This is a genomic window from Pseudoalteromonas gelatinilytica (assembly GCF_001641615.1).
GTDB lineage: Bacteria > Pseudomonadota > Gammaproteobacteria > Enterobacterales > Alteromonadaceae > Pseudoalteromonas > Pseudoalteromonas gelatinilytica.
Genome location: NZ_LRRU01000017.1, coordinates 190,185 through 215,382 on the forward strand (window position 1 = coordinate 190,185; position 25,198 = coordinate 215,382).

The window sequence follows — 25,198 nt, forward strand, 5'->3', positions numbered from 1 at the left end:
AAAGTAAATAAGAATCACTTTGATGGTATCACTTGCGTTAATTTGTGCAATGAATTGTATGATAAGAGAAAGAAAAAGCGACTCACTCAACAAGGAGTGAGTCGGTATAGCAAACTGGGGAGAAGCTATCAATACGTTGCATCCTTTCAGATGCATCATCAACAGGATGTCCTACAGGATGAGGACGGCGCGGACTTTAACAAATACCAGATTAAAAATAAATTGCCGAGCCGCAGAAACAACACAAATTGATAAACAAATAACGAATCACTAAAACCATCTTTTCTTGTTTACCTAAAATTAACATTACAGCAAGCCAATATTTAGGGTAAAGTGAATCAACAGCACGCAAAAATCAGGCTTTTTTAAGGCTTGTTAGTGATAAAAATTGCAGTAGAAGAGTAAAAGGTATGAAAAAAATCCCCTTAATTTTATTTGCTACCTTACTTTTTTTAATAACTCCCTACTGCCATGCCAAAAAAACAACGACACAATACCCGGTAGTTTTAGTTCATGGGTTAATGGGATTCGATAACCTACTCGGCCTCGATTATTTTTATAATATTGCTGAAAGCCTTAGCCAAGATGGTACCTTGGTGTTTACGCCGGCGGTCTCTGCTATTAATAGCTCTGAGGTCCGGGGCGAACAATTACTCACTCACGTAAAAGCAATTTTAGCACTGACAGGCGCCAATAAAGTAAACTTGATTGGTCACAGCCAAGGCGCGCAAACAGTGCGCTACGTTGCATCTGTCAGACCTGATCTGATTGCCTCAGTAACCAGTATTGGCGGTGCAAACTATGGCAGTGGCATTATTGATCTAATTAGTCAAAAGCTACCTGCGAACTCTCAAGCTGAACATACCGCGCGGTTCATATTTGATGGGGTTGGTGGGGTTATTTCACTGCTCTCAGGCCACAGCCAATTACCGCAAGATACACTCGGTGCTTTAAGTAGCTTAAGTACACAGGGCGCTGACGTATTTAATCAAAAATACCCTGAAGGTTTACCAGAAAATAAGTGCGATCAAGGTCAGTTAGTTGCCGAAAATGGCGTGTACTATTTTTCGTGGAGTGGTACAGCAGCACTTAGTAATATACTGGATCCCACCGATTTGCCCATGCTGCTCGGTTCATTACTTATTTTAGGCAAAGATGATGGCCTAATATCACGCTGCAGCAGCCATTTAGGCCACGTAATTAAAGATAATTATGACATGAACCACTTAGATGAGATTAATCAGTTCATTGGTTTACACAATTTTCGCGAAGTTGACCCTATTGAGCTTTATCGTCAACACGTAAAGCGGTTGCAGGAGTTGGGATTATAAACAAGTTAGCAAGTTAGCAAGTTAGCAAGTTAGCAAGTTAGCAAGTTAGCAAGTTAGCAAGTTAGCAAGTTAGCAAGTTAGCAAGTTAGCAAGTTAGCAAGTTAGCAAGTTAGCAAGTTAGCAAGTTAGCAAGTTAGCAAGTTAGCAAGTTAGCAAGTTAGCAAGTTAGCAAGCCTAAATGACTTAGCTTGCGCGTCAAGTAACTCACTAACTTTACTCTTTCCCCTTGTAACTCGCTAACTTTTAAGCTGATAGCTGACAGCTTTCATTTTTTCGCGACTATTAGTGCGCCTGTTGCCAGTTGTCACCGCTGTCGGCTTCAACAATCAGAGGCACATCAAGAGTCGCGGCTTCTGACATTAGCTTACAAATTTCAGCTTTATAGTCGTCAACACACTCTTCTTTAATTTCGAACACTAATTCATCGTGCACTTGCATAAGCAACTTCACTGAACCTTCAGCTTGCGCATTCACCCACTGATGAACTTTTAGCATCGCTTTTTTGATGATATCAGCAGCAGTACCTTGCATTGGCGCGTTTATCGCAGCACGCTCAGCAGCTTTACGACGAGCACCGTTACGGGCATTGATTTCTGGTAAATGTAAACGACGACCAAAAATCGTTTCTACATAGCCTTTATCAGCCGCTTTTTCACGGGTTGTTTCCATGTACTCAAGTACGCCAGGGAAACGCTCGAAGTATTTATCAATATAATGCTGTGCTTCATGACGTGGTACGTCTAATTGACGTGATAAACCAAACGCCGACATGCCATAAATTAAACCAAAGTTAACTGCTTTCGCTTTACGACGCATATCGCTGGTAACCTCTTCAAGGCTAACCCCGAAGACTTCTGCCGCTGTTGCACTGTGTACATCTAAACCATTCGCAAACGCAGTAAGTAGGCCTTTATCTTGTGATAAGTGCGCCATGATACGTAATTCAATTTGGCTGTAATCGGCAGCCACAATTTTATGGCCTGGTGCAGCAATAAAGGCTTCACGAATACGACGACCTTCTTCTGAACGAATTGGAATATTCTGTAAGTTAGGATCCGTTGAACTTAAACGCCCCGTTGCCGTTACTGCTTGATGATAAGAAGTATGCACTCGCTTCGTGCGCTCATTAACCATCAGCGGAAGTTTATCTGTGTAGGTTGATTTAAGTTTAGATAAACCACGGTGCTCAATAATCACTTTTGGTAATGGATAATCATGAGCAAGTTCTTGCAATACTTCTTCTGCCGTCGAAGGTGCACCCTTAGGTGTTTTCTTGATAACAGGCAGCTCAAGCTTTTCAAATAAAATAACTTGCAGCTGCTTAGGTGAACCTAAGTTAAACTTTTCACCAGCCATATCATAGGCTTCTTGCTCAAGCTCTAACAGGCGTTCGCCTAAACGTTGGCTGTGAGCAGCCAGCATGTTGCTATCAATTGCAACACCAGTACGCTCAATATCAGAAAGCACTGTGACAAGTGGTAACTCAATATCTTCGAATACTGACTTCAACTGGCTATCAGCATCAATTTTTGGCCATAACACTTGGTGAAGACGAAGTGTTATATCTGCATCTTCAGCAGCATAAGGCGCAGCTTTTTCTAGCTCAATTTGATTAAAGGTTAACTGCTTCTTACCTTTACCAGCAATATCTTCAAAGCTGATATTTTTGTGACCAAGGTATTTCAGTGCCAACGAGTCCATATCATGGCGGCTGCCTACACTATTAAAGACATACGACTCCAGCATAGTGTCGTATTTAATACCTTTTAACTCAAAGCCAGCATTCGCTAATACGCTTTTATCGTACTTAAGGTTTTGCCCAACTTTCGCTTTATTTTCGTCCGCTAAAATTGGGCCAATTTTTGCCATTACCGTTTCTAGGCTTAATTGCTCAGGCGCATCCGGGTAATCATGAGCAACAGGAATATAAGCCGCTTCACCCGCTTTTACCGCAAAGCTCATACCAACCAATTGTGCTTGCATATAATCAAGGCTGGTTGTTTCAGTATCAAAAGCAAATAATTCTGCGTCGTTTAACTGCGCCACTAAGGTATCAAGTTGCTCTTCGGTTAAAATCGTTTCGTAATGCGCATCAGCGACTTTTGGTAGTTCATTTGCTTCTGTTGGCACATCTAAATGCGTGTCAGCATCTTTAGGATTATCAAGTAGCTCAGCTAACCAACGACGGAACTCACATTCCCCATAAAGTGCAATCAGTTCATCACGGTTAGGCTCTTGCAACTTAAAGGTTTCAAGATCTGACTCAACCTCAACATCACACTTAATTGTTGCTAATTCATAGCTAAGTGGCAGATGATCCAGCGCTGCGGCAAGTTTTTCACCAATCTTACCTTTGATCTCACCAGCATGGTCCATTACACCTTGTAATGATCCATATTTTTGTAGCCATTTCACCGCTGTTTTAGGACCACAACCATCAACACCAGGGATGTTATCGACTTTGTCACCCATTAAAGCTAAGTAATCAATGATCAGCTCAGGGCCAACGCCAAATTTTTCAACCACGGTTTCAGGATCTGAAATGCTATCTGTCATGGTGTTGATCAGCGTGACATGTTCATTAACAAGTTGCGCCATATCTTTATCGCCAGTCGAGATCAGTACATGACGTTGCTGCTCTGAAGCAATACGCGCAAAGGTACCAATAACATCATCAGCTTCAACACCTTCAATACTAATCAGCGGGAAGCCCATTGCTTTAATAATGTTATGCAGTGGTGCGATCTGTGTGCGTAAGTCATCCGGCATAGGTGGACGATTCGCTTTGTATTCGCTGTACATGTCATTTCTGAAGGTTTTACCTTTGGCATCAAAGACCACCACCATATGTGACGGATCATATTGCTTGATCAAACTCTTAAGCATATTCACTACGCCATAGATTGCGCCTGTCGCTTCACCTTTTGAATTAGTTAGGTGCGGTGGCGAATGATATGCACGGAATAAATACGAAGAACCATCTACAAGAATAAGTGGATTTTCAGGGATCTGAGCCATGGTGAAATTGGATCCTAATTGAATAACATTAAATTGTTTGTAAGCATGCCATAAGGCTTTAAAGAAAACGACTGTGAATTATTAACCAATAATTGTTTCTTCAATAGCAAGCTGTGGATAACTTTGTAGATAACAAACACAGATAAACCTCCCGAAATGTAAAAACATTTAGGAAATTTTAATAAGTTCATGTTTTGATTTAAAAAAGATATTACGACGTTCTTTTTTTATTATTTTTGTCCGATGTGGAAAACGGTTTTAGCAGCGATAACCTTTTGCTTATTCGAAACCGAATTAACATCCCTTTTCATAACCGGAGGAGTATTCTAGCATAATGGATCAAAGATCATAGCGATCCTTTATACTTTTTTTTTCGTTAGTAATTTAGAAAAAGGCATAAACAGCTATTCATCATGCTTTGCGAGTTATTAAGCGGCGAAATTTTTTATTTTGTAGGCTGACTCGTATCCTTGTTAAACTAAAGCAAGTCGCATTAAGGAGAGTTCTAAAATGAAAAAAGTTGCTGTAATTTTAGCAGGTTGCGGTGTTTATGACGGCGCCGAAATCAACGAAGCTGTATTAACCTTATTACATATCGCAAAAGCTGGCGCGAGCTATGAATGCTTTGCACCCGATATCGAACAAATGCACACCATTAATCACTTAACCGGTGAAGAAATGACACCTAACCGTAATGTGTTAGTTGAAGCTGCGCGTATTGCTCGTGGTGAAATTAAAGCCCTTACAGAGCTAGATGTGAATGAGTTCGACGCCTTGATCGTACCAGGTGGCTTTGGGGCCGCGAAAAACCTATCAGATTTTGCCGTTAAAGGCGCAGATGCCCAAGTTCAAAGTGATGTACTTACCACTGCTAAAGCCTTTGTCGATGCCAATAAAGCGGCTGGGTATATTTGCATTGCCCCTGCCATGCTGCCACTTATTTATGGCAAGGGTGTCAAAACCACCATTGGTAACGACGCAGATACAGCAGCAGCAATCGAGCAGCTAGGCGGTGCACATCAAAACTGTGCAGTGAATGATGTTGTTGTTGATCAGCAGCATAAAGTCGTCACAACCCCTGCTTATATGTTGGCACAAAGCATTTTAGATGCTGACGCAGGTATCGAAAAATTAGTCAACAAAGTGTTAGAACTCGCTTAATCATCGGGCAAAAAGCCAGCTACTAATGCAGGCTTTTCTTGCGCTAACGCAAAAAAATGACGGTTTTTCTCAAGAAAAAGCCTTTTAGATCATTTTATAAATTGTGGCTTAGCGTTATAATCGTTCTAATTTCCGTCAGATATCGTGATTGATCACGTTCAAATCGAAGTGAGCAAGGCAAAATGAAAAAACTATCAGCTGCATTATTACTGCTAGCAACAACGGCATATGCACAAGCATATGACAACTCTTTGACTGAAGACGCAATTAAAAAGCGTCTAGCGCCAATTGGTTCTGTATATCTAGAAGGTGATAAAGCTGCGGCCGCTGCTGAACCTACAGGTCCTCGTTCTGGTGAACAAGTTTACCAAGCAGCATGTTTTGCATGTCATGGTACTGGCGCACTAGGTGCACCTAAATCAGCTGATGATTGGGCTCCTCGTATCGCTAAAGGTAAAGATACACTTTTAAACCACGCGCTTAACGGTTTCAACGCGATGCCTCCTAAAGGTACGTGTATGGATTGTTCTGAAGATGAAATCAGCGCTGCTATCGATTTCATGACTAGCAAGTAACAGTCTAAAAACTAATACTAAGGGCTTAATTTTATTAAGCCCTTTTTTTGTGCCTGTTTTTAACCGCTAGGCTAAGGCTGTAGCCAAATTAACCCCATCATAAATTACTATTTTGTTAACACCTGTTACTTGACGATCTAATAAAAAAGTGGAACTATAAAGGACGAAATTTAAACAATAATAAGATCTGGTTCTAAATCATTGGAAGATTCAGCAACACACATTGATAAGCTAGAGCGAAAAAATGCTCGCTTAAAATCGCTTTTACAAAAGTATAAGCAATCACATCACTTGCAACATGCTCTTTTACAATTATCAGAGCAAGCAAGCACTGTTGCCGAATTAACCCTACTCTACCCTGCTATTCATAACATTCTGCAAGACTACATTCCGAGCAGAAACTTCTTCGTTGTGTTACATAACCCGGTTTACGATAACCTTGAGTTATCTTACTTTGCCGATGAAAAAGATGGCCTTTCAGTACCGTTAAAATATGAGCAGTACTTTAAAGAAGGCCTTACGGGTTATGTATTTAAGCACGGTAAAACCAGCTACTTTACCAAACAGCAAACAGAGCAAGCACTAGAACAAGGTTTATTTAAAGCGTTTGGTACACCTGCCGAGCATTGGGTTGGCGTGCCCGTTTACCGTGAGCAAGTCATTATTGGCGTCATGGTCGCGCAAAGTTACGACAAAAAACAAGGCTATTCAGAGCAGCAAATTGAATTGCTAGAAGCGATGTCATTATATTTGGCAACAGCGATTGAACGAGTTAAAAAACGTGAGCTGCTTGAGTCTGAAGTTAAAATTCGCACCCGTGCTCTGACACAAAGCAACCAAGCTTTAAACGACGAAATTCAACAACGTAAAAATGCCCTCGACCGCCAGCAAATCCTGTTCAAAATCTCGGAGCTAGCAACACAAAGTAAAAACCTCGACGATGTATATCAGCATGTCCATAACATTATAAAAACCATTACCTATGCAGATAACTTATACATTGCCCTATACGATGAACAATCGCACTGGCTGAGTTTTCCTTACTGCGTCGATGAATTTAATGATAATGCTCTGCCGCGGCCTTTCGCTAAAGGTTACAGTGAACTGGTGCTCAGCACTGAAAAGTGCCAAGTCATAGACAGTGAAAGAGCAAAAGAACTTATCAAGTTAGGCGTAGTAGAAAGGCCTGTTAATGTACCACCAGAGCGTACCGCCACGAGTTGGTTAGGCGCGCCGCTGAAAACTTCGCAAGGTGTTATCGGTCTCATTGTTTGCCAAGCTTACAATAATAAGCATGAGTTTAGTCAGGATGACTGTGAGTTAATCACCTTTGTCTCGCATCAGATAGCTAACGTTATTCAAACCCACTTGGCCAACCAAGAGTTAAAACTTAGTCACCAAAAACTTGAGCATCGTGTTACTGAAAAAACCAAAGAACTTCGCCAAGCCAATATGCATCTGCAAATGCAAATTGAAGAGCGTAAAAAAATAGAACAACAGCTGTATCACGATGCACACCATGACTCACTGACGAGTTTACCGAATCGCAGTTTATTCTTAACTCAACTTGAAAAAACATTGCAGCATTACCAGCGCTACCCAGAGCAGCAGTTTGCAGTGTTATTTATTGACCTCGATAAATTTAAAGACATCAACGATCACCTTGGTCACCAAGCAGGCGATCAATTTTTAATTGGTGTTGCCGAGTCTTTCTCGCATTGTATTCGTGAGCACGACCTACTCGCGCGCTTAGGTGGTGATGAATTTGTGGTGTTGCTAACTCACTTAACTGAGCAACAGCAAGCCCAAGATGTTGCTAAGCGTATCATCGAAATAATGAGAAAACCTTTCTGTATGAAAGGTCAGTGCATACAAAGTGGCGCCAGTATCGGTATTACCTACTCGAAACCAAGCTACAAGCACACCGATGAAATTATTCGCGATGCCGACGCCGCCATGTATTACGCGAAAAATGCAGGCCGTAATCGCTTTGAATGTTTCCATCCGCTGCTTAATGCAAGCAATGTCCAGCATGATGCTGACAATATGCATCACTTAGATGATTTGCCTATGCACTTTAGAAGTGCCGAAATCATTACCTTGGATGAGCAAACTCGCGAAGAATCTTTACTCGAAGCATTTGGCGAGCACCCTGTACTTGGCAGCACCAGCTTTGAAGTGCTCAAGAAGTTTGCGACCGATAGAGTTCAGCACTTTGAAGTTGAACTCAGCCTACTGAAACAAGCCTTTACCCTAGCAAGCAACAGCAAACTCGAAAAAGTCCTGTTTCCTTGTTCTGGATTAGTGCTAGAGCGTATTAATTTTCAAGCACTGTGTAAGTTATTAAAAGCCCATGATGCAAATAGAATGTGTCTATTATTCAACGAACAAGAAATTCGTTACGCATCAGCGGTGCAAATTGAAAATTTAAAAAACCTGGTCGCTCAAGGGTTTTCAATTGGTTTGAATGAGTTTGCCAAAGATCGCTGTGAGTTAAACTTACTAACTGAGTTCCAATTCGATTACTTGTTATTAAGTTCAACGTTCAGTAAGCGTGTACTACAGCAAGAAAACTATCACTTACAATTGCAAGGTGTACTAGCGATTACTAAGCTGCAAAATATCCAAGTAATCGCGAAAGGCCCGTCGATTTTTAACTACCGCACATTACTCGATAAGCACGGATTGTCGTTGTTTATTGGTAAGCAACATGCGCTGGCGCCCTTCGAACACGAAGCACCAAGCGCACAATTTATTACTTCTTAAGCATCGCTCTTAAGTTAGCTACACGGGCTTGGCCTTTTTCCATACGCTCAGCCTGTGAAGACGGTGGCTTTTTCGCTTCAAAGGCTAAGTCATCTTGTGGTAACTCTTGCACAAAACGACTGAGCTCAGTATCTGACGTTTCACCAAATTGACGACGTAACTTAGCATAGGTCATTACCAACTCTTGCTGAGCACGCGTTATACCTACATAAGCGAGACGACGCTCTTCTTCAACGTTATCTTCATCGATACTGACTTGGTGTGGTAATAGACCTTCTTCCATGCCAACCATAAACACATACGGATACTCCAAGCCTTTTGACGCATGCAGCGTTAGTAATTGTACCGCGTCAGATTCGTCTTCTTCTTCGTTACGCTCAAGCATATCGCGCAGGGTCAGTTTACTGACCACTTCAGCAAGGTTCAGCGGTGGATTATCTGCATCCCCTGTTAGCATGTCGGTGATCCAACGATAAAGCTCTGACACGTTTTTCATGCGCATTTCAGCGGCTTTTGCACTCGGTGATGACTCATATAGGTAAGCTTCGTAGTTAATTTGCCTAACTAACTCTTTCACAGCTTCAAGGGTATCGCCGCGTACCGCATTATCAGAAAGCTCAACCACCCAACGAGCAAAGCCAGCTAAGGCATTAAAACCACGGCCTTTTAAGCGGTGTGCAAGTTCAGGTTCAAAACAGGCTGCAAATAAACTGATGTGCTTTTCATTAGCAAGCGTACCTAACTTTTCCAAAGTGACCGTACCAATTTCACGACGTGGCGTATTAACAATACGTAAAAAGGCATTGTCGTCATCTTGGTTCACCAATAGGCGTAAATACGCCATGATATCTTTAATTTCTGAACGCGAGAAAAATGACATGCCGCCGCTGATCTTATAAGGAATACGGTTGCTCATAAGTGCTTTTTCAAACACCCGCGCTTGGTGATTACCACGATATAGAATCGCGTAATCTTTATAGCTGGTGCGCTTCATGAATTTATGAGAAATGATTTCTGCGACCACTCGCTCAGATTCATGCTCTTCATCACGACAACCAATCACTTTGATAGGCTCACCATAGCCAAGCTCACTGAATAGTTTTTTATCAAACTCGTGAGGGTTGTTGGCAATTAAAATATTTGCCGCTTTAAGAATTCGTCCAGCACTTCGGTAATTTTGCTCAAGCTTAATTAAACGTAAGCCCGGAAAATCTTTACTCAATAGCACAAGATTTTGTGGCTTAGCACCACGCCAAGAGTAAATAGATTGGTCGTCATCACCTACCACGGTAAAACGAGCTCGCTCACCCACTAATAGCTTAACCAGCTGATACTGACTGGTGTTGGTATCTTGATACTCATCCACCAGCAAGTAACGAAAACGCTGTTGCCAACGCTCACGCGCTGTGGCGTTTTGGCTTAGTAACAAAGTAGGGATCATGATCAGATCATCAAAATCAAGGGCATTATAAGCACGTAGTTGATTTTGATAACGCGCATACAGCTGAGCAAATAAGGCTTTTTGCGGCTCACGGGCTTCACGAACGGCACGCTCTGGTAGAATCAATTCGTTCTTCCAGTTACCTATTTGCATTTTTAATAGGTTGAGTAAGTCTTTGTCTTTTTTTAGTTCTTCTTCGGTCAGCTCGGCTAGTAACTGGTTGGTATCTTGATCATCAAACAACGAAAAACCGGGTTTAAAACCTAGTGTCGTTAACTCTTTTTTGATGATCTCAAGCCCAAGGGTATGAAACGTTGAAACCCATAAGCCTTTCGACTCTTGCTTGCCGAGTGTTTGCGTAACACGCTCGCGCATTTCTTTTGCAGCTTTATTGGTAAAGGTTACCGCCGCAATATTGCGCGCTTGATACTCACACTTTTGCACTAAGTAAGCGATTTTATTGGTAATAACACGCGTTTTACCAGAGCCCGCACCGGCTAATACCAGACACGGTCCACTGATATACTTTACCGCTTCATCTTGTTTTGGGTTGAGTTTCATAAGCCCCTAAAGAAATTATCCAAAGACAGGACGGGCAATTTTACCGTAATCACTACACTACGCCTAGCCAATAAGGTAAGATTGTTTTTTTACGTGACTCAAGGGACGAAGATGATCAACCCAGCAAAACTTGAAGAAATCGCTAAGCAAATTACTGATAACATGCCACAAGGCGTAAAAAACCTTGCTGATACAATTGAAGGCAAAACTAAGCAAGCTATTCAAAACAAACTTGCTGAGATGGACTTTGTAAGCCGTGATGAGTTTGATATTCAAAGCCAAGTACTTATTCGTACTCGTGAAAAACTCACTGAGCTTGAAGAGAAAGTGGCTTTACTTGAGCAGCAACTTGCTAGCAAACAAGACGAACAATAAAAAAGGAGAGCGAATTAGCTCTCCTTTTTTCAATCTACTTCGGAATTAGCTTTTTTCAGCAATACGTTCAAATACACGCTTAACTGCCGTGCCATAAGTATCACTTGCTTCTTCTGCACAGGTCACAACCGACTCTAAGTCATTAAGGTGACCATTCGCTAAGCCATACACCCAACCATGAATTGTTAACTCTTGGCCTTTCGCCCAAGCGTCTTGCACAATGTTGGTACGGCACACGTTACGTACTTGTTCAATAACGTTTAATTCGATCAAACTGTTTAAACGCTCTTTTTCAGGTAATGCATTAAGCTGTTCGATGTGTTTTTCTTTTACATCACCTACATGGCGTAACCAGTTATCAATTAAACCAAAACGCGCTTCGTTTAATACTGCTTGAACACCACCACAGCCATAGTGACCAACGACCATGATGTGCTTCACTTTAAGCACTTCAACAGCGTATTGCATTACTGAAAGACAGTTATGATCAGTATGAACAACAACATTTGCCACGTTACGGTGAACAAATAGCTCACCCGGTAATAAGTCTACGATTTCGTTTGCAGGTACACGCGAGTCAGAACAACCGATCCACAAGTACTCTGGATTTTGCTGCATTGATAGAATTTTAAAAAACTCAGGATCATTTTCACTCGTACGCGCTGCCCAACGTCTATTATTTTCGAATAAATTTTTTAACTTTCTCATTGCGCCTCTTTACGGTTTTTAATAATTAGCTTGGATCAAGATATTCCTTGGTGTCAGCTGCTTTTCGCAAAACGTACTAACCGTTACTTGATACCCTTGTTGTTGCAAATATAAAGCACGATCGAGCACGAGCCAAACTTCAATTGCCCTTCTGAACACATGTCGGACGAGTTCAACTCGCTCAGTAACCCTTTTGCGCTTTTTACCTATCTCTAAAAATTTATTGTAATCAATGCCTTCCGGTAAATTTAATGATTTCTTCTCAGCAGCCCAAAAACAAAATGAGCCAAAAGAATCAGAGAAGATCGCTTTGTTCACTGATGGCACACTCACATAGTGCATTTCACCGGTCAATGTTTTACGTAACGCATCAAATCCAAGACGCCATTCAACTTCTGTTTTTCTGACCTTATCAACTCGACTCGGTGCCGTTACGGTTTCTTGCAGCGCCAGTTTTAAATCGCGATGAGTTAGCGCAAGTTGGCTTTGCTTGGCAGGCTCGCTCATTGCTTGATAAGCGTTATCTGTGAATAAATGATAACAGCATGGTGAAAAACTGATTTGCTGAGTTTTCGCTTTGCTTGCTTGCTGCATAAATGTTTGATGTAAACGACCACAGGCATGTAAAGCAACTGCATGCTGCTGGCTTTCAAAAAAGTCATCAGTGTCATCGGTTAATACATCAGCTTGTGAAAACTGCATCGCCAATTGCTGTTGTGTTGCACTGTGTTGACCTTGGTCGCACAAGTGTTGTTGCAGCTCAATGCTATGTACACGTGGCGCTCCATTGAATGCCAACATACGCCCTAAATGCCCTTTACCTGCGCACCACTCTAAAACAGGCTGGTTTAATGACTGCTGACTAATCGCCGCAACAAAGTCTTGTAGTTGCTCAAATTTACGACCTTTAATGCCATTACTTATCCAAAACGGAAATTCTGTACGTGCTAAATTGATAGCAGGTAACTCACAAAGCTGAGCCAACTGGTCGATACCCTCAATTACCTCAGCAAAATAACGATATAAGGCCTGCTGATCGGCATCAAGCTCACTCACTTGTTGGTCATCAAGCGCCCATAATAAATCGGCTAATTCAGGCCAGGGAAGATCATCAAAATCAAATGCGGTACATTGCCAGTATTGGCGGGTTGAAAATAGCAGTGCATCTAAAGCTGCAAAGTGCTCGGCAAGTGTCATAACTACTTAGCGACAAGAAATAAAAAGCAGTATAACAGTTTTTATCTTATTTAACGTCGGTTACTGCTGATCAAACGAATGTACAATGGCACACACGCAATACTTAAGATGATGGCAAGGATCAGCATCCACGATAATTCAATGCCTTCTGTTTGCTGTTGATCATACATAAAGCCATCAAAAGCCTGATCAAATTCATCCTGATCTAAGCCATATAAATCTGCAATCAAGCGCCACTTTGCCATCGACATATTGCCAAGATTAATGCCCGGAGGTTGAATGTAGCTTGCCAAAACATGGGCTTCGTAGGCCAGCTCTTGTACGCTTTTATGGCTGGCATAATGCTGCTTGGTCACATCAATGCTTTCTTCTAAGTGTAATAAGGCATACCGCCACCCTTTTAGGGTTGCACGATAAAAGCGTTCTACAACCTCAGGCTTTTTCGCTAAAAATTGCTCTGAGGTATATAAAATATCGCCATACACATTCAAACCAAACTTTTGCGGGCAAATGAGTCGGTGACCGGCTCCTTGTAATGTCATCGTGTAAGGCTCATTGGTGACATACACTTGCACCGCATCTAAATCACCGGCAAGCCACTCTTTAACGCCGCCTTCATGGCTAGCTGCCATCAAGCTTTCTAGGCTCAGTCCTGCACGCTGTAACATCACCAGTAACTCAGCATTTTCTATTGAACCGATTTTACTTAGCTTCTTACCAGCAAAGTCTCTAGGCTGAAAAATATCTGAGTTATTTTTTACCATCCAGCAGTAAGGCGAAAACTGCAGTATGGCTCCTAGGGCGACAACCGGAGCGCCTTGCTGACGCTTTTGTAATATGCCTGAGTGAGTAATGGCAAAGTCGGCTTTACCGCTTAGTACTTTAGGGAAGGTATCTGGATGGTTTGGATCAGCAGGAATAATAGAGACATCAAGGCCTGCCTCCTTATAAAAGCCTTTTTCTGCAGCCATATAATAGCCTGCAAATTGAAACTGGTGAGTCCATTTTAACTGTAAGCTAACTTTATCAGCACACTGTGCGCTCATAGAAAGCATTAAACAGATTAACCCTAGTAGGCTTTTTATACCTTGCACGCATCATCCTTGCTTGAAACCGTGCATTAACTATAGGAAAAATAGAGAAAAAATCAAGACTGCTAGTGAACAGTCTTGATTATATTAAGCTACTGATTTGCCGCTTTAACTTCGCTAAGTTCTTGACCTTGGCTAGTTAAGAACTGGGTGAAACATGGGTTGTTTGTTTCATCTTGAACGTTGTATCCCAAACGGTTCAAATGCTCATTGAATACCTCATAATCACTCGGTTCAATAGCAAAGGCCGCCAGCACATTACCAACCGATCCACCATGGTTACGGTAATGGAATAAAGTAATATTCCAATTACTACCAAGGGTATCTAAGAATCGTGCCAGTGCACCTGGGTATTCAGGAAATTCAAAGCGTAATAAACGCTCATGAAGCTGAGCTGGCGCTTTACCACCCACCATATAACGAATATGCAATTTAGCCAGCTCGTTATCTGATAAATCGCAAAACGTGTAGTCGTTTTCTGTCAGTGCTGCTTTTAACTCATCGAGCTCTTGCTGCCCTTGTCTTAAGGCAATACCAACAAAAATTTGTGCTTCGCCAGGACCTGCATAACGGTAATTAAACTCGGTGATAGCTCTGCCACCTAATGAGTTACAAAACTGCTTAAAGCTCCCCTTCTCTTCTTTAATGGTCACAGCGAGGAGTGCTTCGTTCTTTTCACCAAGTGCGGTTCGTTCAGCAACATAACGTAAACGGTCAAAGTTTAAGTTTGCACCCGATAAAATCGCAGCAACGTTTAAGCCTTTTACACCGTTTTGTTGGCACCACTTTTTCAGCCCTGCTGTTGATAGCGCCCCTGAAGGTTCAGCTATCGCACGAGTCGAAACAAAGATATCTTGCATTGCAGCGCAGATTTCATCGCCCGTTACAGTGACCACTTCATCACAAAACTTTTGCGCTAATCGAAACGTCTCAGTACCAATGATTTTTACTGCGACACCATCAGCAAAACTGCCAACACGGTCAAGCTCAACAGGCTTGCCTGCTTCAAGTGCTGCTTTTAAGCAGGCACTCTCGTCAGCTTCAACACCAATGACTTTAATATCAGGACGTAACGACTTAATGTACACCGCCATACCTGCAAGTAAGCCACCACCGCCAACAGGAATAAACACAGCATCAAGGTCGTTCAATTGCTGCATTAATTCACGGGCAACGGTACCTTGGCCAACAATGACATCAGGATCATCAAACGGTGGCACAAACACCCCATTACGCTGCTCTGTCAGCTCTAAAGCATGGGCTTTTGCAGCATCAAAATGATGGCCGTGTAATACCACTTCACCACCGAGTGAACGTACTGCATTCACTTTAATTTCTGGTGTTGTAACTGGCATCACAATCGTTGCTTTATGCCCTAAAAATGAGGCACTGAGTGCCACGCCTTGCGCATGGTTACCGGCAGAGGCTGTGATCACATCAGACCCTTTTGGCAACTTGCTCAGTTTATGAAAAGCACCGCGAAGTTTAAATGAATAAACCGGTTGTTGATCTTCACGCTTTAGCCACACATGGTTGCCTAGCCGTGCACTAAGATCAGCCATTTCGCTGACCTCAGTAACTTTTGCAAGCGGTTCCATGTTCGCTTGGATGATAGCGCGAAAATAATCGAGCTCTTGAGAAACCATAATTAACTAAGCTCCTCAAGTTTTGCTAAATCGCGCACTGCCCCTTTATCTGCACTGGTTGCCAGTAATGCATACGCTTTCAGTGCTGGTGATACATAACGGTCACGATCCAGTGGTTTATAAGCATCTTTACCACGTGCAAGTTGCTTTTGTTTACGTGCTTCAAGCTCTTCATCAGACAGCGCTAAAGTGATTTCACGGGTTGCAATATCAATCACTATCTTATCGCCATTTTCAACATAGGCGATTGCACCACCGCTTGCTGCTTCTGGTGAAACGTGACCAATTGATAAACCTGATGTACCACCCGAGAAACGACCATCGGTGATAAGCGCACACTTTTCACCTAAGCCCATTGATTTCAAGTAACTCGTTGGATACAGCATTTCTTGCATGCCTGGGCCGCCTTTTGGTCCTTCGTAACGAATTACAACAACGTCACCGGCTTTTACTTCACCGTTTAGAATGCCTTCAACCGAATCATCTTGTGACTCGTATACAACTGCTGGGCCTTCAAAGTGCAGCATTTCTTCAACTACACCGGCACTTTTAACAATACAGCCATCAAGGGCTAAGTTACCTGAAAGTACGGCTAAGCCACCATCTTGACGAAAGGCATTTTCAACACTGCGGATACAGCCGTTTTCACGGTCATTATCAAGTTCTGGCCAGCGGCACTCTTGGCTCATTGCTTTTGTAGTACGGATACCGGCAGGGCCTGCTTTATAGAATTTTTGCGCCACTTCATTATTCGGATCGGTCGCATCCCATTTAGCCACCATTTCAGCCATACTGTGGCCTGCAACGTGATCCACAGATAAATCAACAAGACCTGCTTTACCTAACTCACGGATAATTGCCATCATGCCACCAGCGCGGTGCACATCTTCAATGTGATATTTATTGGTTGCAGGTGCCACTTTACAAAGGAAAGGTGTTTTGCGAGAAAGCTCATCGATGTGCGACATATCAAAATCAACACCCGCTTCTTGCGCCGCAGCTAATAAGTGTAAAACCGTATTTGATGAACCACCCATGGCAATATCAACGACCATTGCATTCATAAAAGCAGTGCGATTAGCAATTGCACGAGGTAACACTGCTGCATTGTCTTTTTGATAATACTCTCGGCATAAATCAACAATACGCGCACCTGCTTCAACGTAAAGTTGTTTACGGTCTTTATGTGTAGCAAGTGTGGTACCGTTACCCGGCAGTGCTAAACCAATCGCTTCTAATAAACAGTTCATTGAGTTGGCAGTGAACATACCTGAGCATGAACCACACGTAGGACACGCAGAGCGCTCTACTTTTTCTGAGTCTTCATCGCTTACTGTGGTATCAGCGCCTTTCACCATGGCATCCACTAAATCAAGTTTAATGTCGATATCAGCAAGGCGTGTTTTACCCGCTTCCATTGGACCACCTGATACGAAAATAACCGGAATATTTAAACGCAGTGCAGCTAGCATCATCCCCGGAGTGATTTTGTCGCAGTTAGAAATACAGATCATAGCATCGGCACAGTGTGCATTAACCATGTATTCCACTGAGTCAGCAATTAAGTCACGCGATGGTAGTGAATACAGCATGCCACCATGACCCATTGCGATACCATCGTCGATTGCAATAGTATTAAATTCTTTTGGTACACCACCCGCTTCAGTGATGGTTTCAGCCATCAGCTCACTAAGTTGGTTAAGGTGAACGTGACCCGGTACAAACTGAGTATATGAGTTAACAACAGCGATAATTGGCTTACCGAAGTCTTTATCTGTCATCCCTGTTGCACGCCACAAAGCACGCGCCCCTGCACGTTTGCGACCTTCTGTTGTTGTTGCACTTCTTAATTTAGCCATAATTACCTCAGTTGTTGCAGTGGCATGCCACTGACTTCCTCATTCCTAATTTATTTCTCACTAAAGCATTAATCTGATTGCTCTAGTTACCTGTTGATTTTTTACTAGATTGCTTGTTGTTGAAATTGGTTTTCAACATTGACGTGTTTCACATCAACCAATTTATTTAACTGTGATGTTAGTAGATAAATTGGCTTATCGCTGTCTACCGTCATGGTGACATGAAACGCTTCATCAGCCATTTCTAAATTCATGGTTGTTAGGTCAAAGCCGCGATGACGTGCAACGCGTAAAAAGCGCTCTACAGCGACACTTTGATTCTTTAGTGCAATCGTTAGGGTGTGTTTCATTTTACAGTCTCCGTCATCATTTCATCATTAGCTGCACCCGGTGGTACAAGCGGCCATACATTTTCTTTATCATCGATACAGGCATGAAGAATGTATGGACCTTCACTATTAACTAACGCATCAACCGCAGCATCGACTTCATCTGCTTTAGTGATGGTTTGACCTGGAATGCCAAACACCGCTGCTAACTGCACAAAATCAGGATTATCTGAAAGGTTTGTTTCAGAATAACGACCTTCAAAAAATAGCTGCTGCCATTGACGTACCATGCCCAAGCGCTGGTTATCTAGGATTAGAATTTTAACTGGCAGATTGTTACGGCGAATTGTTGCCAGTTCTTGAATGTTCATCATGATTGAGCCATCACCCGACACCGTGATCACAAAATCATTTGGGCGCGCAACTTGGGCGCCGATAGCGGCTGGTAAACCAAAGCCCATGGTACCTGCACCACCACTACTTAAATGGTTGCTTGGGTGGCTAAACTTCATGTGCTGTGCCACCCACATTTGGTGCTGACCCACATCACAGCACACAACACCCGTTGATGGCATTTTTTGGCTTAGCTGGTTTAATAAGTAAGGGGCAAACACTTTTTCGCCCGGATAGTCATAACGCCACGCATGCTCTTTCATCATGCTTTCGATGTGCGTTAACCACTCATCTGGTGTAACAAAACAATCAAGTTGCGGTAATGAGGTTTTTAAATCTGCAACTAAAGACGCTTTTGCAGGCTTACGTTTACCAATTTCTGCGGCATCGATATCAAGGTGTATCACTTTTGCTTTTGCAGCAAATTTACTTAAGTTGCCAGTAACACGGTCGTCAAAACGTGCGCCGATACAAACAAGCACATCACATTGTTGCACAGCTAAGTTAGCCGCTTTACCGCCATGCATACCTAGCATACCCAAATCATATTCATAATCAGGTAATACACTGCCTAGCGCTTTCAACGTTGATACCGCTGGCATATGTGTTTTTTCTAAAAATTGCATAAGCTCGTTTTGCGCATCAGCAGCTTGTACACCACCACCGATATACGCCACAGGACGCTGCGCCTCACTTAAGATTTGATTGGCTATCGCAACTTGGTTTGGGTCTAATTTTGGTAAATGATCTTCGGCGGCTAACCAAGGGTGGAATGGCACTTGCGCCATTTGGATGTCTTTCGGGATATCAACTAACACTGGACCTGGGCGGCCGCTTTGCGCTAAGTGGATGGCTTCTTGTAATATTTCGGCTAAATCTTCAGCTCTTTCAACCATGTAACTGTGTTTAGTACATGATAACGACATACCTAGAACGTCCACTTCCTGAAAGGCGTCGGAGCCTATCGCTGCGGTAGGTACTTGCCCTGTGATTGCAAGTAACGGCACTGAATCCATCATCGCATCAGCAAGGGCTGTTATTAAGTTAGTCGCACCTGGGCCTGATGTTGCAAAGCACACACCTAACTTACCTGTGCTACGGGCAAACCCTACAGCAGCAAAACCCGCTCCTTGTTCATGACGCGTCAAATAATGTTTGACTGGCGCACCGTACAAAGCGTCGTAAATAGGCATGATGGCACCGCCCGGGTAACCAAAAACATCCTTAACGCCATGTTTAGCTAATAAATCGATTGTTAACTCTGCGCCTGTCATCGTAAATCCTCATTCCTCAGTGACATTGTGTATTTGCTGCGACTCAAACCTTAAAACAAAAAAGCCCCCCGGACTGTTAAGTGCGGGGGGCTTTTTAAATGCTTCACTTTTCTCTAAGCACTAACTAGCCCCCGCGGTAATAATAATCACCACGACGTTAATTAGAATTAGAGAAAGTTTGTTAGTAAGCATTTATCTGTAACCAAATTCTGTTCATTTGTAGCGGAAATCTAGCCATCCCGCTGTCTTTTTCTATTAGTACCGCGCTGGGGGCGTTAAGTCAACATAAAATTCAATTCAAAAAACAAGCAAAAAAACGATTTTAAAGAAATAAATATCCAACAATTAGCATTAATAAGATTTATTTTTCACCATTTGCTAAATATTGAAATTTCATACCTCTTTATCTGCCATTCTATGATTGATTAATTTTTAGCAATTAGATGTGATTTTTCTGCTTAAAGCCGATTTAATTTAACGCCTCTTTAAAAAATTAGTTTAGTATTGAAAATAACCACGTTATGAAAAGGAAAGTTATGAAATTCGTCCAGCGTATAAATGCCCTATTTTTTATGGTGCTACTGCTTGGTTTTAGCCAATATGCACTTGCAGAGCCGGGGTTATGGAAAGTAGAAAAAAACGGCGTTGCTTCTTATTTATTTGGTACCGTGCATGTGGGTGACAACAGCATGAAAGGCTTACCAAGTAAGGTAACGAAAGCACTTGATAACTCAGATAAAGTCATTGTTGAGGTCGATATCAGCGCTATTTCACCAATGGAAATGCAGCGTCGCTCATTACCATTTATGATGCTGAAAAATGGCAAAACCTTACAATCAGAATTATCACCTGAAAACTATGCAAAACTGCAAAAGTACTTTGCAGATAAATCAATTGATATTGCGATGTTTAAGAACTTAGCACCGTGGGCGGTGATGGTCACCATGATGCAAATGGAGTTCCAAAGCGTCGGTTTTTCAGATCAATACGGCATCGACAAGCAAGTACTTGCTTACGCTCAAGAACATAAAATTTCTGTTGGTGAGCTAGAAACTCTTGAACGCCAAATGGAAATGTTTGAGCACTTAGCAATTATGAATGACAAAATGATCGAAGAAACATTCGACCAACTTGCAGATGTAGACACCTACTTTTTTGGTCTTATCAAGGCTTGGAAATCAGGTGACATGAAAACACTTACACAGTTTTATAACGAAAGCTTTGATGACACACAGTATGGTCAACTAAGCGAGCAAGTGATGTTGATAGACCGTAACAATGACTGGGTTAATCAACTATCTACTCGCATCGGTAAAGAAAAGCTGTTCATTGCAGTGGGCGCTTTGCACTTACCTGAGCAACACGGCTTATTGAAGCAGTTAACAGACAAGGGTTTTACAGTTACCCGTATCTAAATGATTTCAATCGTTTAAAAAGCGCCTTAAGGCGCTTTTTTTGTGAAATCAGCCATCTCTAAATAGTTGTCGATACCGGCTATTTTGTCACTCGCATGGTGATTAACATACACCACGGTGCTGGTACCTGCAGCGCAGATTTTTTCTATCAACAATAACACACGCTGTCTATTCGCTTCATCAAGACCTAAGCAAGGCTCATCAAGAATCAATAAGTTAGGGTGTTTAACCATAGCCCGAGCAATCAATAATAAACGCTGATCACCAAAAGATAACTGGCTAAATGAGCTGCTTTGTTTGTCACTTAACCCTAATAACGCTAACCATTGTTTGGCTATGGTAAGTTGCTTATCAGTGGCTTTTTGGTAAAGACCAATGCTGTCATAAAAGCCCGAAACAACCGTATTGAGTGCGGTGATACTCACTCGATAATCCATATGCAGCGCGTTGGAGATATAACCAATGTGCTGTTTAATTTGCCAAATACTCTCACCGCTTCCGCGCTGGTAGCCAAACACCTTGATATCGTTGTTGTAACACTGCGGGTTATCACCAGTGATAAGGTTCAGCAAACAAGTTTTACCTGAGCCATTTTTACCTGTTAACTGCCAATGTTCGCCTTGGTTAATTTGCCAGTTGAGTTTTTCAAAAATAGCCTCGCCGCCATAACTTACCGATGCGTTGTTTAATCTTACCAGCATAGAATCAGTGAGCGGAGGCGCTTGATGGTCAATATCTGCCTCAGGTATTTGTAACTGAGTATGCGTGAGATGCAATAGCTTGAGTAAATCATCGCGCTGCTCGGCTGTAGGCTTTGCTAATTGCTCTGTGACATGACCCTCTTTAACGTAGGCGTAGTGATCAACAAAGTCAGGGATCTCAGTTAAGCGATTAAGCACAAAAATAAGGGTCGTCGTTTTACTAAGCTCAGCGAGTAACTGATTCAACCCAGCCGTTGCCTTGACATCTAAGCCATCAAAAGGCTCATCAAGCACAAGTAAATCTGGCCGACCTATTATGGCTTTAATCAGCATCAATTTGCGGGTTTCACCGGTCGATAAATCGCGAAATGCCTTGCTAAGTTTGTCACTAAAATCAAATAGGCTTATTAACTGCTGTAGCAAATCACTATCAAGCTGTTGCTCGTCTCGGCCTGCAATAATCAGCTCATAAACCATACTTGAAGGCGTAACGCCATCAATAATGTCATCTTGATCTTTTGTTAGCTCAGCCGCAAGGAGCTGCTTTTGACTGTCTGGGGAAACCAATGCTATACGCTCAAAGCTATTCTCATACTGGCCTTTTTCTATTTTCGCAAAACCGGCAATGGCAGCTGCCACGGCCGATTTGCCCGCGCCATTGGCGCCAAGAAAAACCCATTGCTGCAATGGCGATACATTGATATTAAGATCATCTAAATAATAAACGTCATTGCCCTGCCCCTTTAGGCTGGCTCTAACATTAACCAACTGCACTTGTTGCACTTTGAATCCTCATTCTAAGTTACCGTTAGCTTGACGTTACCGCATTCGATAAAAAATTAAAAATCGTTTAAACCTTTTTTAAACACAGCTGCGACTAAGGTATAAAAGGTCATTAACAGGAATCAGACAATGAAAAAATTACTTTGTGTAGCGGCATTAGGCTTAGCACTTACAACAACATACGCAATGGCAAAAGACTCACGTGAGCTAAATCATAACTTTGCAGTGAATGGTGCAAGCCAACTTGATATAGATTTTCCGGTGGGCAGCTTAGAAGTCGAAAGCTATGACGGCAGCGAAGTCGTGGTTACAGTTCGCATTGAACCAAAAAATGACAATAGCTGGTTCAGCTCTGATGTTGACTTATCAGATATCGAATTAAGCCACTCGCAAAGTGCCAGCTCTCTTAGCTTAAAACTAGATAACGATGATATTCAACAAAACTGGCATGTAAAAATGCCTAAATCGATGGCAATTGATGTTGAGTTAGGTGTTGGCGATATTGAAATTAACGACGCTAGTAATTCGGTAGATATTGAGTTAGGTGTGGGCGCGGTAAGAATTGATAGTGCGCTTGATGACTACAAACGTATCGAGCTTGATACCGGTGTGGGCGACACTAAAATTCGCGGCTTAAAAAATGACGGTAATACCAGCCGTAAAGTGGTTAGCTCGCATTCAAGCTACCGTGGTAATGGTCAATACAATATTGAAGTAGAAGTAGGTGTTGGCGACATTAAAGTAACGAACTAATTGAATGCTTTGGTTATCCCTGTGAGCTCTTAGTAAATAAAATGCTGAGAGCTTTTTGCACTGAATCTAGCGAGATCGGTTTGTAAACGTGCAAGTTTGCTCCAAGTTCGTATACTCGTTGTAAATCATCATTCGATGTATTGGCTGTCACCACCAAAATTGGCACCTGCTGCCCCTGCTCATTACGAATAATATCAATCGCTTTAAAACCATCCATAACGGGCATATTCAAATCCATAAAAATTAAATCGTAGTGCTTTTCTGACGCTTTATCTGTGGCGATTAAGCCGTTTTCAGCCACATCAAAGCTGTAATTTAAATGGCTAACCATGCGCCCTAAAATAGTGGCGTTTAGCGGGTTATCTTCAACAATTAAGCAGTGTAAAGCTTTCGGCAACGGCGCTGGCATTACTGATTTAGGCGTGCTCTCTAGTTCTAAATTAATTAATACTTTCACACCTTGTGGCTCAGCATTGAGAAATTGGATTTCTCCTTTTAATGCTTTAACAATGTGCATAACCCTAAGCAGCCCCGTTTTTAAGCCTTGAAAGTGTTGCTCTGAGTCATTTTCGTAGCTAAGTAAATCTGTCGGCGGCTTTTCAAACCCCTTACCGTTATCTTGTATTTCCATTACAAAGTGCTGCTCACCTTGGCACGCAGCAGTTACGGCAATACGGCCTTGGCTTGGAGTAAATTTAACGGCATTGTTAATGATTTCAGCAACAATTTGCGTCAACCTTGCATGGTCAGTACTCACCTCTTTATCGAGTGAGTCAGCTAAGTTCACGCTCAAGGTAATACCTTTATCGTTACAGGCATATTCATAGGGTGAGATAGCTTGCTTTAATGTTGATAACAAATTGCTGCTAGTGAAACTTAACTGCCATTCTCCCGAGGTTAACTGCTGTAAGTCCATTAATTCGTCTAGCATGGCCACCAGCCTATTCACGCAATAAAGCGCCTGCTGTTTAGTCAGCTGCTGACTGTCGCTGATATCAAGCGCTTCGATGGATGCGGTTAAACCTTGCAATGGTGTTCTAAATTCATGACTAGTACGGGCAATAAAGCGCTCTTTATTTTTATTAACACGCTCAGCAAACTCTTTTTGTTCTTTGTACTTAGCAATATTTTTAGTGACCAGTTTCTCCATAGGTTTAAAAATGAAAAATAGCTCAATTGCTAGTAACGTCATGGCGAGCAACCAAAACAATAACTCTAGCACTGCCAAAAATGTGACTTTTTGAACTGATTTTTGCTCAAGTAACTTAACCGCTTGGTCTAGCTTTGTGAGTAGTGCTTCAAGCTGATTGCTAACAAATGTTGAGCGGTCCACATAGGCAAAATCATCGGTATTGTTTAATAGCTGCTGCGCTTTACTCACATAGCGCTTCACATGTTCATCTAACGCAGTAGGCGGCGAGAAATAATGGGCCTCAAGCGCCTCATTTAAATGAATATAGTGACCTTGCTCATCTTGTTGAATTAAAAATTGATGCCCTGCAATAAATTGCTCAACCGCTTGTTGCAATAGCCTTCGGTGTTGCTGTTGAAAATGATCGGATTCATGATAAATGAGTGCATTGCCATACAAGGCAATTTTTTGTGACAGCATGCGTTGCTTACCGGCAATATTGATGACCTTGGCATCACCCTTTTGGATATACAAAAGGCTCTGTATCAAGATGGCTGATACAGAGATCAATATGGCAATCGCCAATAACCCCCAGCGATATCGTTTTCGGATATCTGTGACTAGCTGCAACATGCTTTACTCATTATTTTTTTAAAAATAATTGTAGTTCATAGAATACAAGAAAGCCC

Annotated in this window: 18 protein-coding genes; 7 read left to right on the forward strand and 11 right to left on the reverse strand. The window is 42.1% G+C overall.

The genetic code is table 11. The features are described 5' to 3' along the window. Positions 1–410 precede the first annotated feature (410 nt). A complete protein-coding gene (locus NH153_RS08535) occupies positions 411–1,331 on the forward strand; it encodes a lipase family alpha/beta hydrolase (protein WP_063702834.1) in 921 nt (306 codons plus the stop codon). Between the two features lie 282 nt (positions 1,332–1,613). On the opposite strand, the gene polA is transcribed toward NH153_RS08535, so the two are convergent. After that, positions 1,614–4,349, reverse strand: coding sequence for a DNA polymerase I (polA, locus tag NH153_RS08540; RefSeq protein WP_063702836.1), 2,736 nt, complete (start codon positions 4,347–4,349; stop codon positions 1,614–1,616). 510 nt (positions 4,350–4,859) lie between these two features. Between polA and elbB the strand changes: the two genes are divergently transcribed. The 3 genes from elbB to NH153_RS08555 all read left to right on the forward strand — a co-directional run bounded on the left by elbB (position 4,860) and on the right by NH153_RS08555 (position 8,851). Beyond that, positions 4,860–5,510, forward strand: coding sequence for an isoprenoid biosynthesis glyoxalase ElbB (gene elbB / locus NH153_RS08545; protein ID WP_063702837.1), 651 nt, complete (start codon positions 4,860–4,862; stop codon positions 5,508–5,510). A 182-nt stretch (positions 5,511–5,692) separates the two neighbouring features. Further along, complete coding sequence (locus NH153_RS08550; protein ID WP_063702839.1) at positions 5,693–6,085, forward strand: c-type cytochrome; 393 nt, start codon at positions 5,693–5,695, stop codon at positions 6,083–6,085. Positions 6,086–6,286: 201 nt separating this feature from the next. After that, positions 6,287–8,851 (forward strand): bifunctional diguanylate cyclase/phosphodiesterase, encoded by a 2,565-nt coding sequence (locus tag NH153_RS08555; protein WP_063702841.1) that lies wholly within the window; start codon positions 6,287–6,289, stop codon positions 8,849–8,851. On the opposite strand, the gene rep is transcribed toward NH153_RS08555, so the two are convergent. Next, positions 8,841–10,853 (reverse strand): DNA helicase Rep, encoded by a 2,013-nt coding sequence (gene rep, locus NH153_RS08560; RefSeq protein WP_063702843.1) that lies wholly within the window; start codon positions 10,851–10,853, stop codon positions 8,841–8,843. The two genes, NH153_RS08555 and rep, sit on opposite strands and share 11 nt — an antisense overlap. Before the next feature lie 111 nt (positions 10,854–10,964). On the opposite strand from rep, the gene ubiK reads away from it, so the two are divergent. Continuing rightward, positions 10,965–11,228: a ubiquinone biosynthesis accessory factor UbiK gene (gene ubiK, locus NH153_RS08565; RefSeq protein ID WP_036971505.1), complete on the forward strand. Its 264-nt coding sequence runs from the start codon at positions 10,965–10,967 to the stop codon at positions 11,226–11,228. Positions 11,229–11,273: 45 nt separating this feature from the next. Here ubiK and can read toward each other — a convergent pair whose 3' ends face one another. The 7 genes from can to ilvG form a co-directional block, all read right to left on the reverse strand. After that, positions 11,274–11,936 carry a carbonate dehydratase gene (gene can / locus NH153_RS08570; RefSeq protein WP_063702845.1) on the reverse strand — a complete coding sequence of 221 codons (663 nt, stop codon included), beginning with the start codon at positions 11,934–11,936 and terminating at the stop codon, positions 11,274–11,276. An 18-nt stretch (positions 11,937–11,954) separates the two neighbouring features. Then, positions 11,955–13,133, reverse strand: a complete 1,179-nt coding sequence (locus tag NH153_RS08575) for a methyltransferase (RefSeq protein ID WP_063702847.1) — start codon at positions 13,131–13,133, stop codon at positions 11,955–11,957. Between the two features lie 50 nt (positions 13,134–13,183). Continuing rightward, positions 13,184–14,188 carry an ABC transporter substrate-binding protein gene (locus tag NH153_RS08580; protein ID WP_171038292.1) on the reverse strand — a complete coding sequence of 335 codons (1,005 nt, stop codon included), beginning with the start codon at positions 14,186–14,188 and terminating at the stop codon, positions 13,184–13,186. Positions 14,189–14,316: 128 nt separating this feature from the next. After that, positions 14,317–15,870: a threonine ammonia-lyase, biosynthetic gene (ilvA, locus tag NH153_RS08585; RefSeq protein ID WP_063702849.1), complete on the reverse strand. Its 1,554-nt coding sequence runs from the start codon at positions 15,868–15,870 to the stop codon at positions 14,317–14,319. A 2-nt stretch (positions 15,871–15,872) separates the two neighbouring features. Beyond that, entirely contained in the window at positions 15,873–17,729 is a 1,857-nt protein-coding gene (gene ilvD, locus NH153_RS08590; protein WP_063702851.1) for a dihydroxy-acid dehydratase, read from the reverse strand. A gap of 104 nt (positions 17,730–17,833) precedes the next feature. Continuing rightward, positions 17,834–18,079, reverse strand: coding sequence for an acetolactate synthase 2 small subunit (ilvM, locus tag NH153_RS08595; RefSeq protein WP_054554110.1), 246 nt, complete (start codon positions 18,077–18,079; stop codon positions 17,834–17,836). Next, positions 18,076–19,725 (reverse strand): acetolactate synthase 2 catalytic subunit, encoded by a 1,650-nt coding sequence (gene ilvG / locus NH153_RS08600; protein ID WP_063702853.1) that lies wholly within the window; start codon positions 19,723–19,725, stop codon positions 18,076–18,078. The genes ilvM and ilvG overlap by 4 nt, the downstream gene beginning before the upstream one ends. Positions 19,726–20,261: 536 nt before the next feature. Here ilvG and NH153_RS08605 point away from each other — a divergent pair. Continuing rightward, positions 20,262–21,140, forward strand: a complete 879-nt coding sequence (locus NH153_RS08605; protein WP_063702855.1) for a TraB/GumN family protein — start codon at positions 20,262–20,264, stop codon at positions 21,138–21,140. Between the two features lie 26 nt (positions 21,141–21,166). On the opposite strand, the gene modF is transcribed toward NH153_RS08605, so the two are convergent. Beyond that, positions 21,167–22,624, reverse strand: a complete 1,458-nt coding sequence (modF, locus tag NH153_RS08610) for a molybdate ABC transporter ATP-binding protein ModF (RefSeq protein ID WP_063702857.1) — start codon at positions 22,622–22,624, stop codon at positions 21,167–21,169. Positions 22,625–22,753: 129 nt separating this feature from the next. On the opposite strand from modF, the gene NH153_RS08615 reads away from it, so the two are divergent. Then, positions 22,754–23,377 (forward strand): toast rack family protein, encoded by a 624-nt coding sequence (locus tag NH153_RS08615; protein WP_063702860.1) that lies wholly within the window; start codon positions 22,754–22,756, stop codon positions 23,375–23,377. Positions 23,378–23,390: 13 nt separating this feature from the next. Here NH153_RS08615 and NH153_RS08620 read toward each other — a convergent pair whose 3' ends face one another. After that, entirely contained in the window at positions 23,391–25,142 is a 1,752-nt protein-coding gene (locus NH153_RS08620) for a response regulator (RefSeq protein WP_063702862.1), read from the reverse strand. Positions 25,143–25,198: the final 56 nt, after the last annotated feature.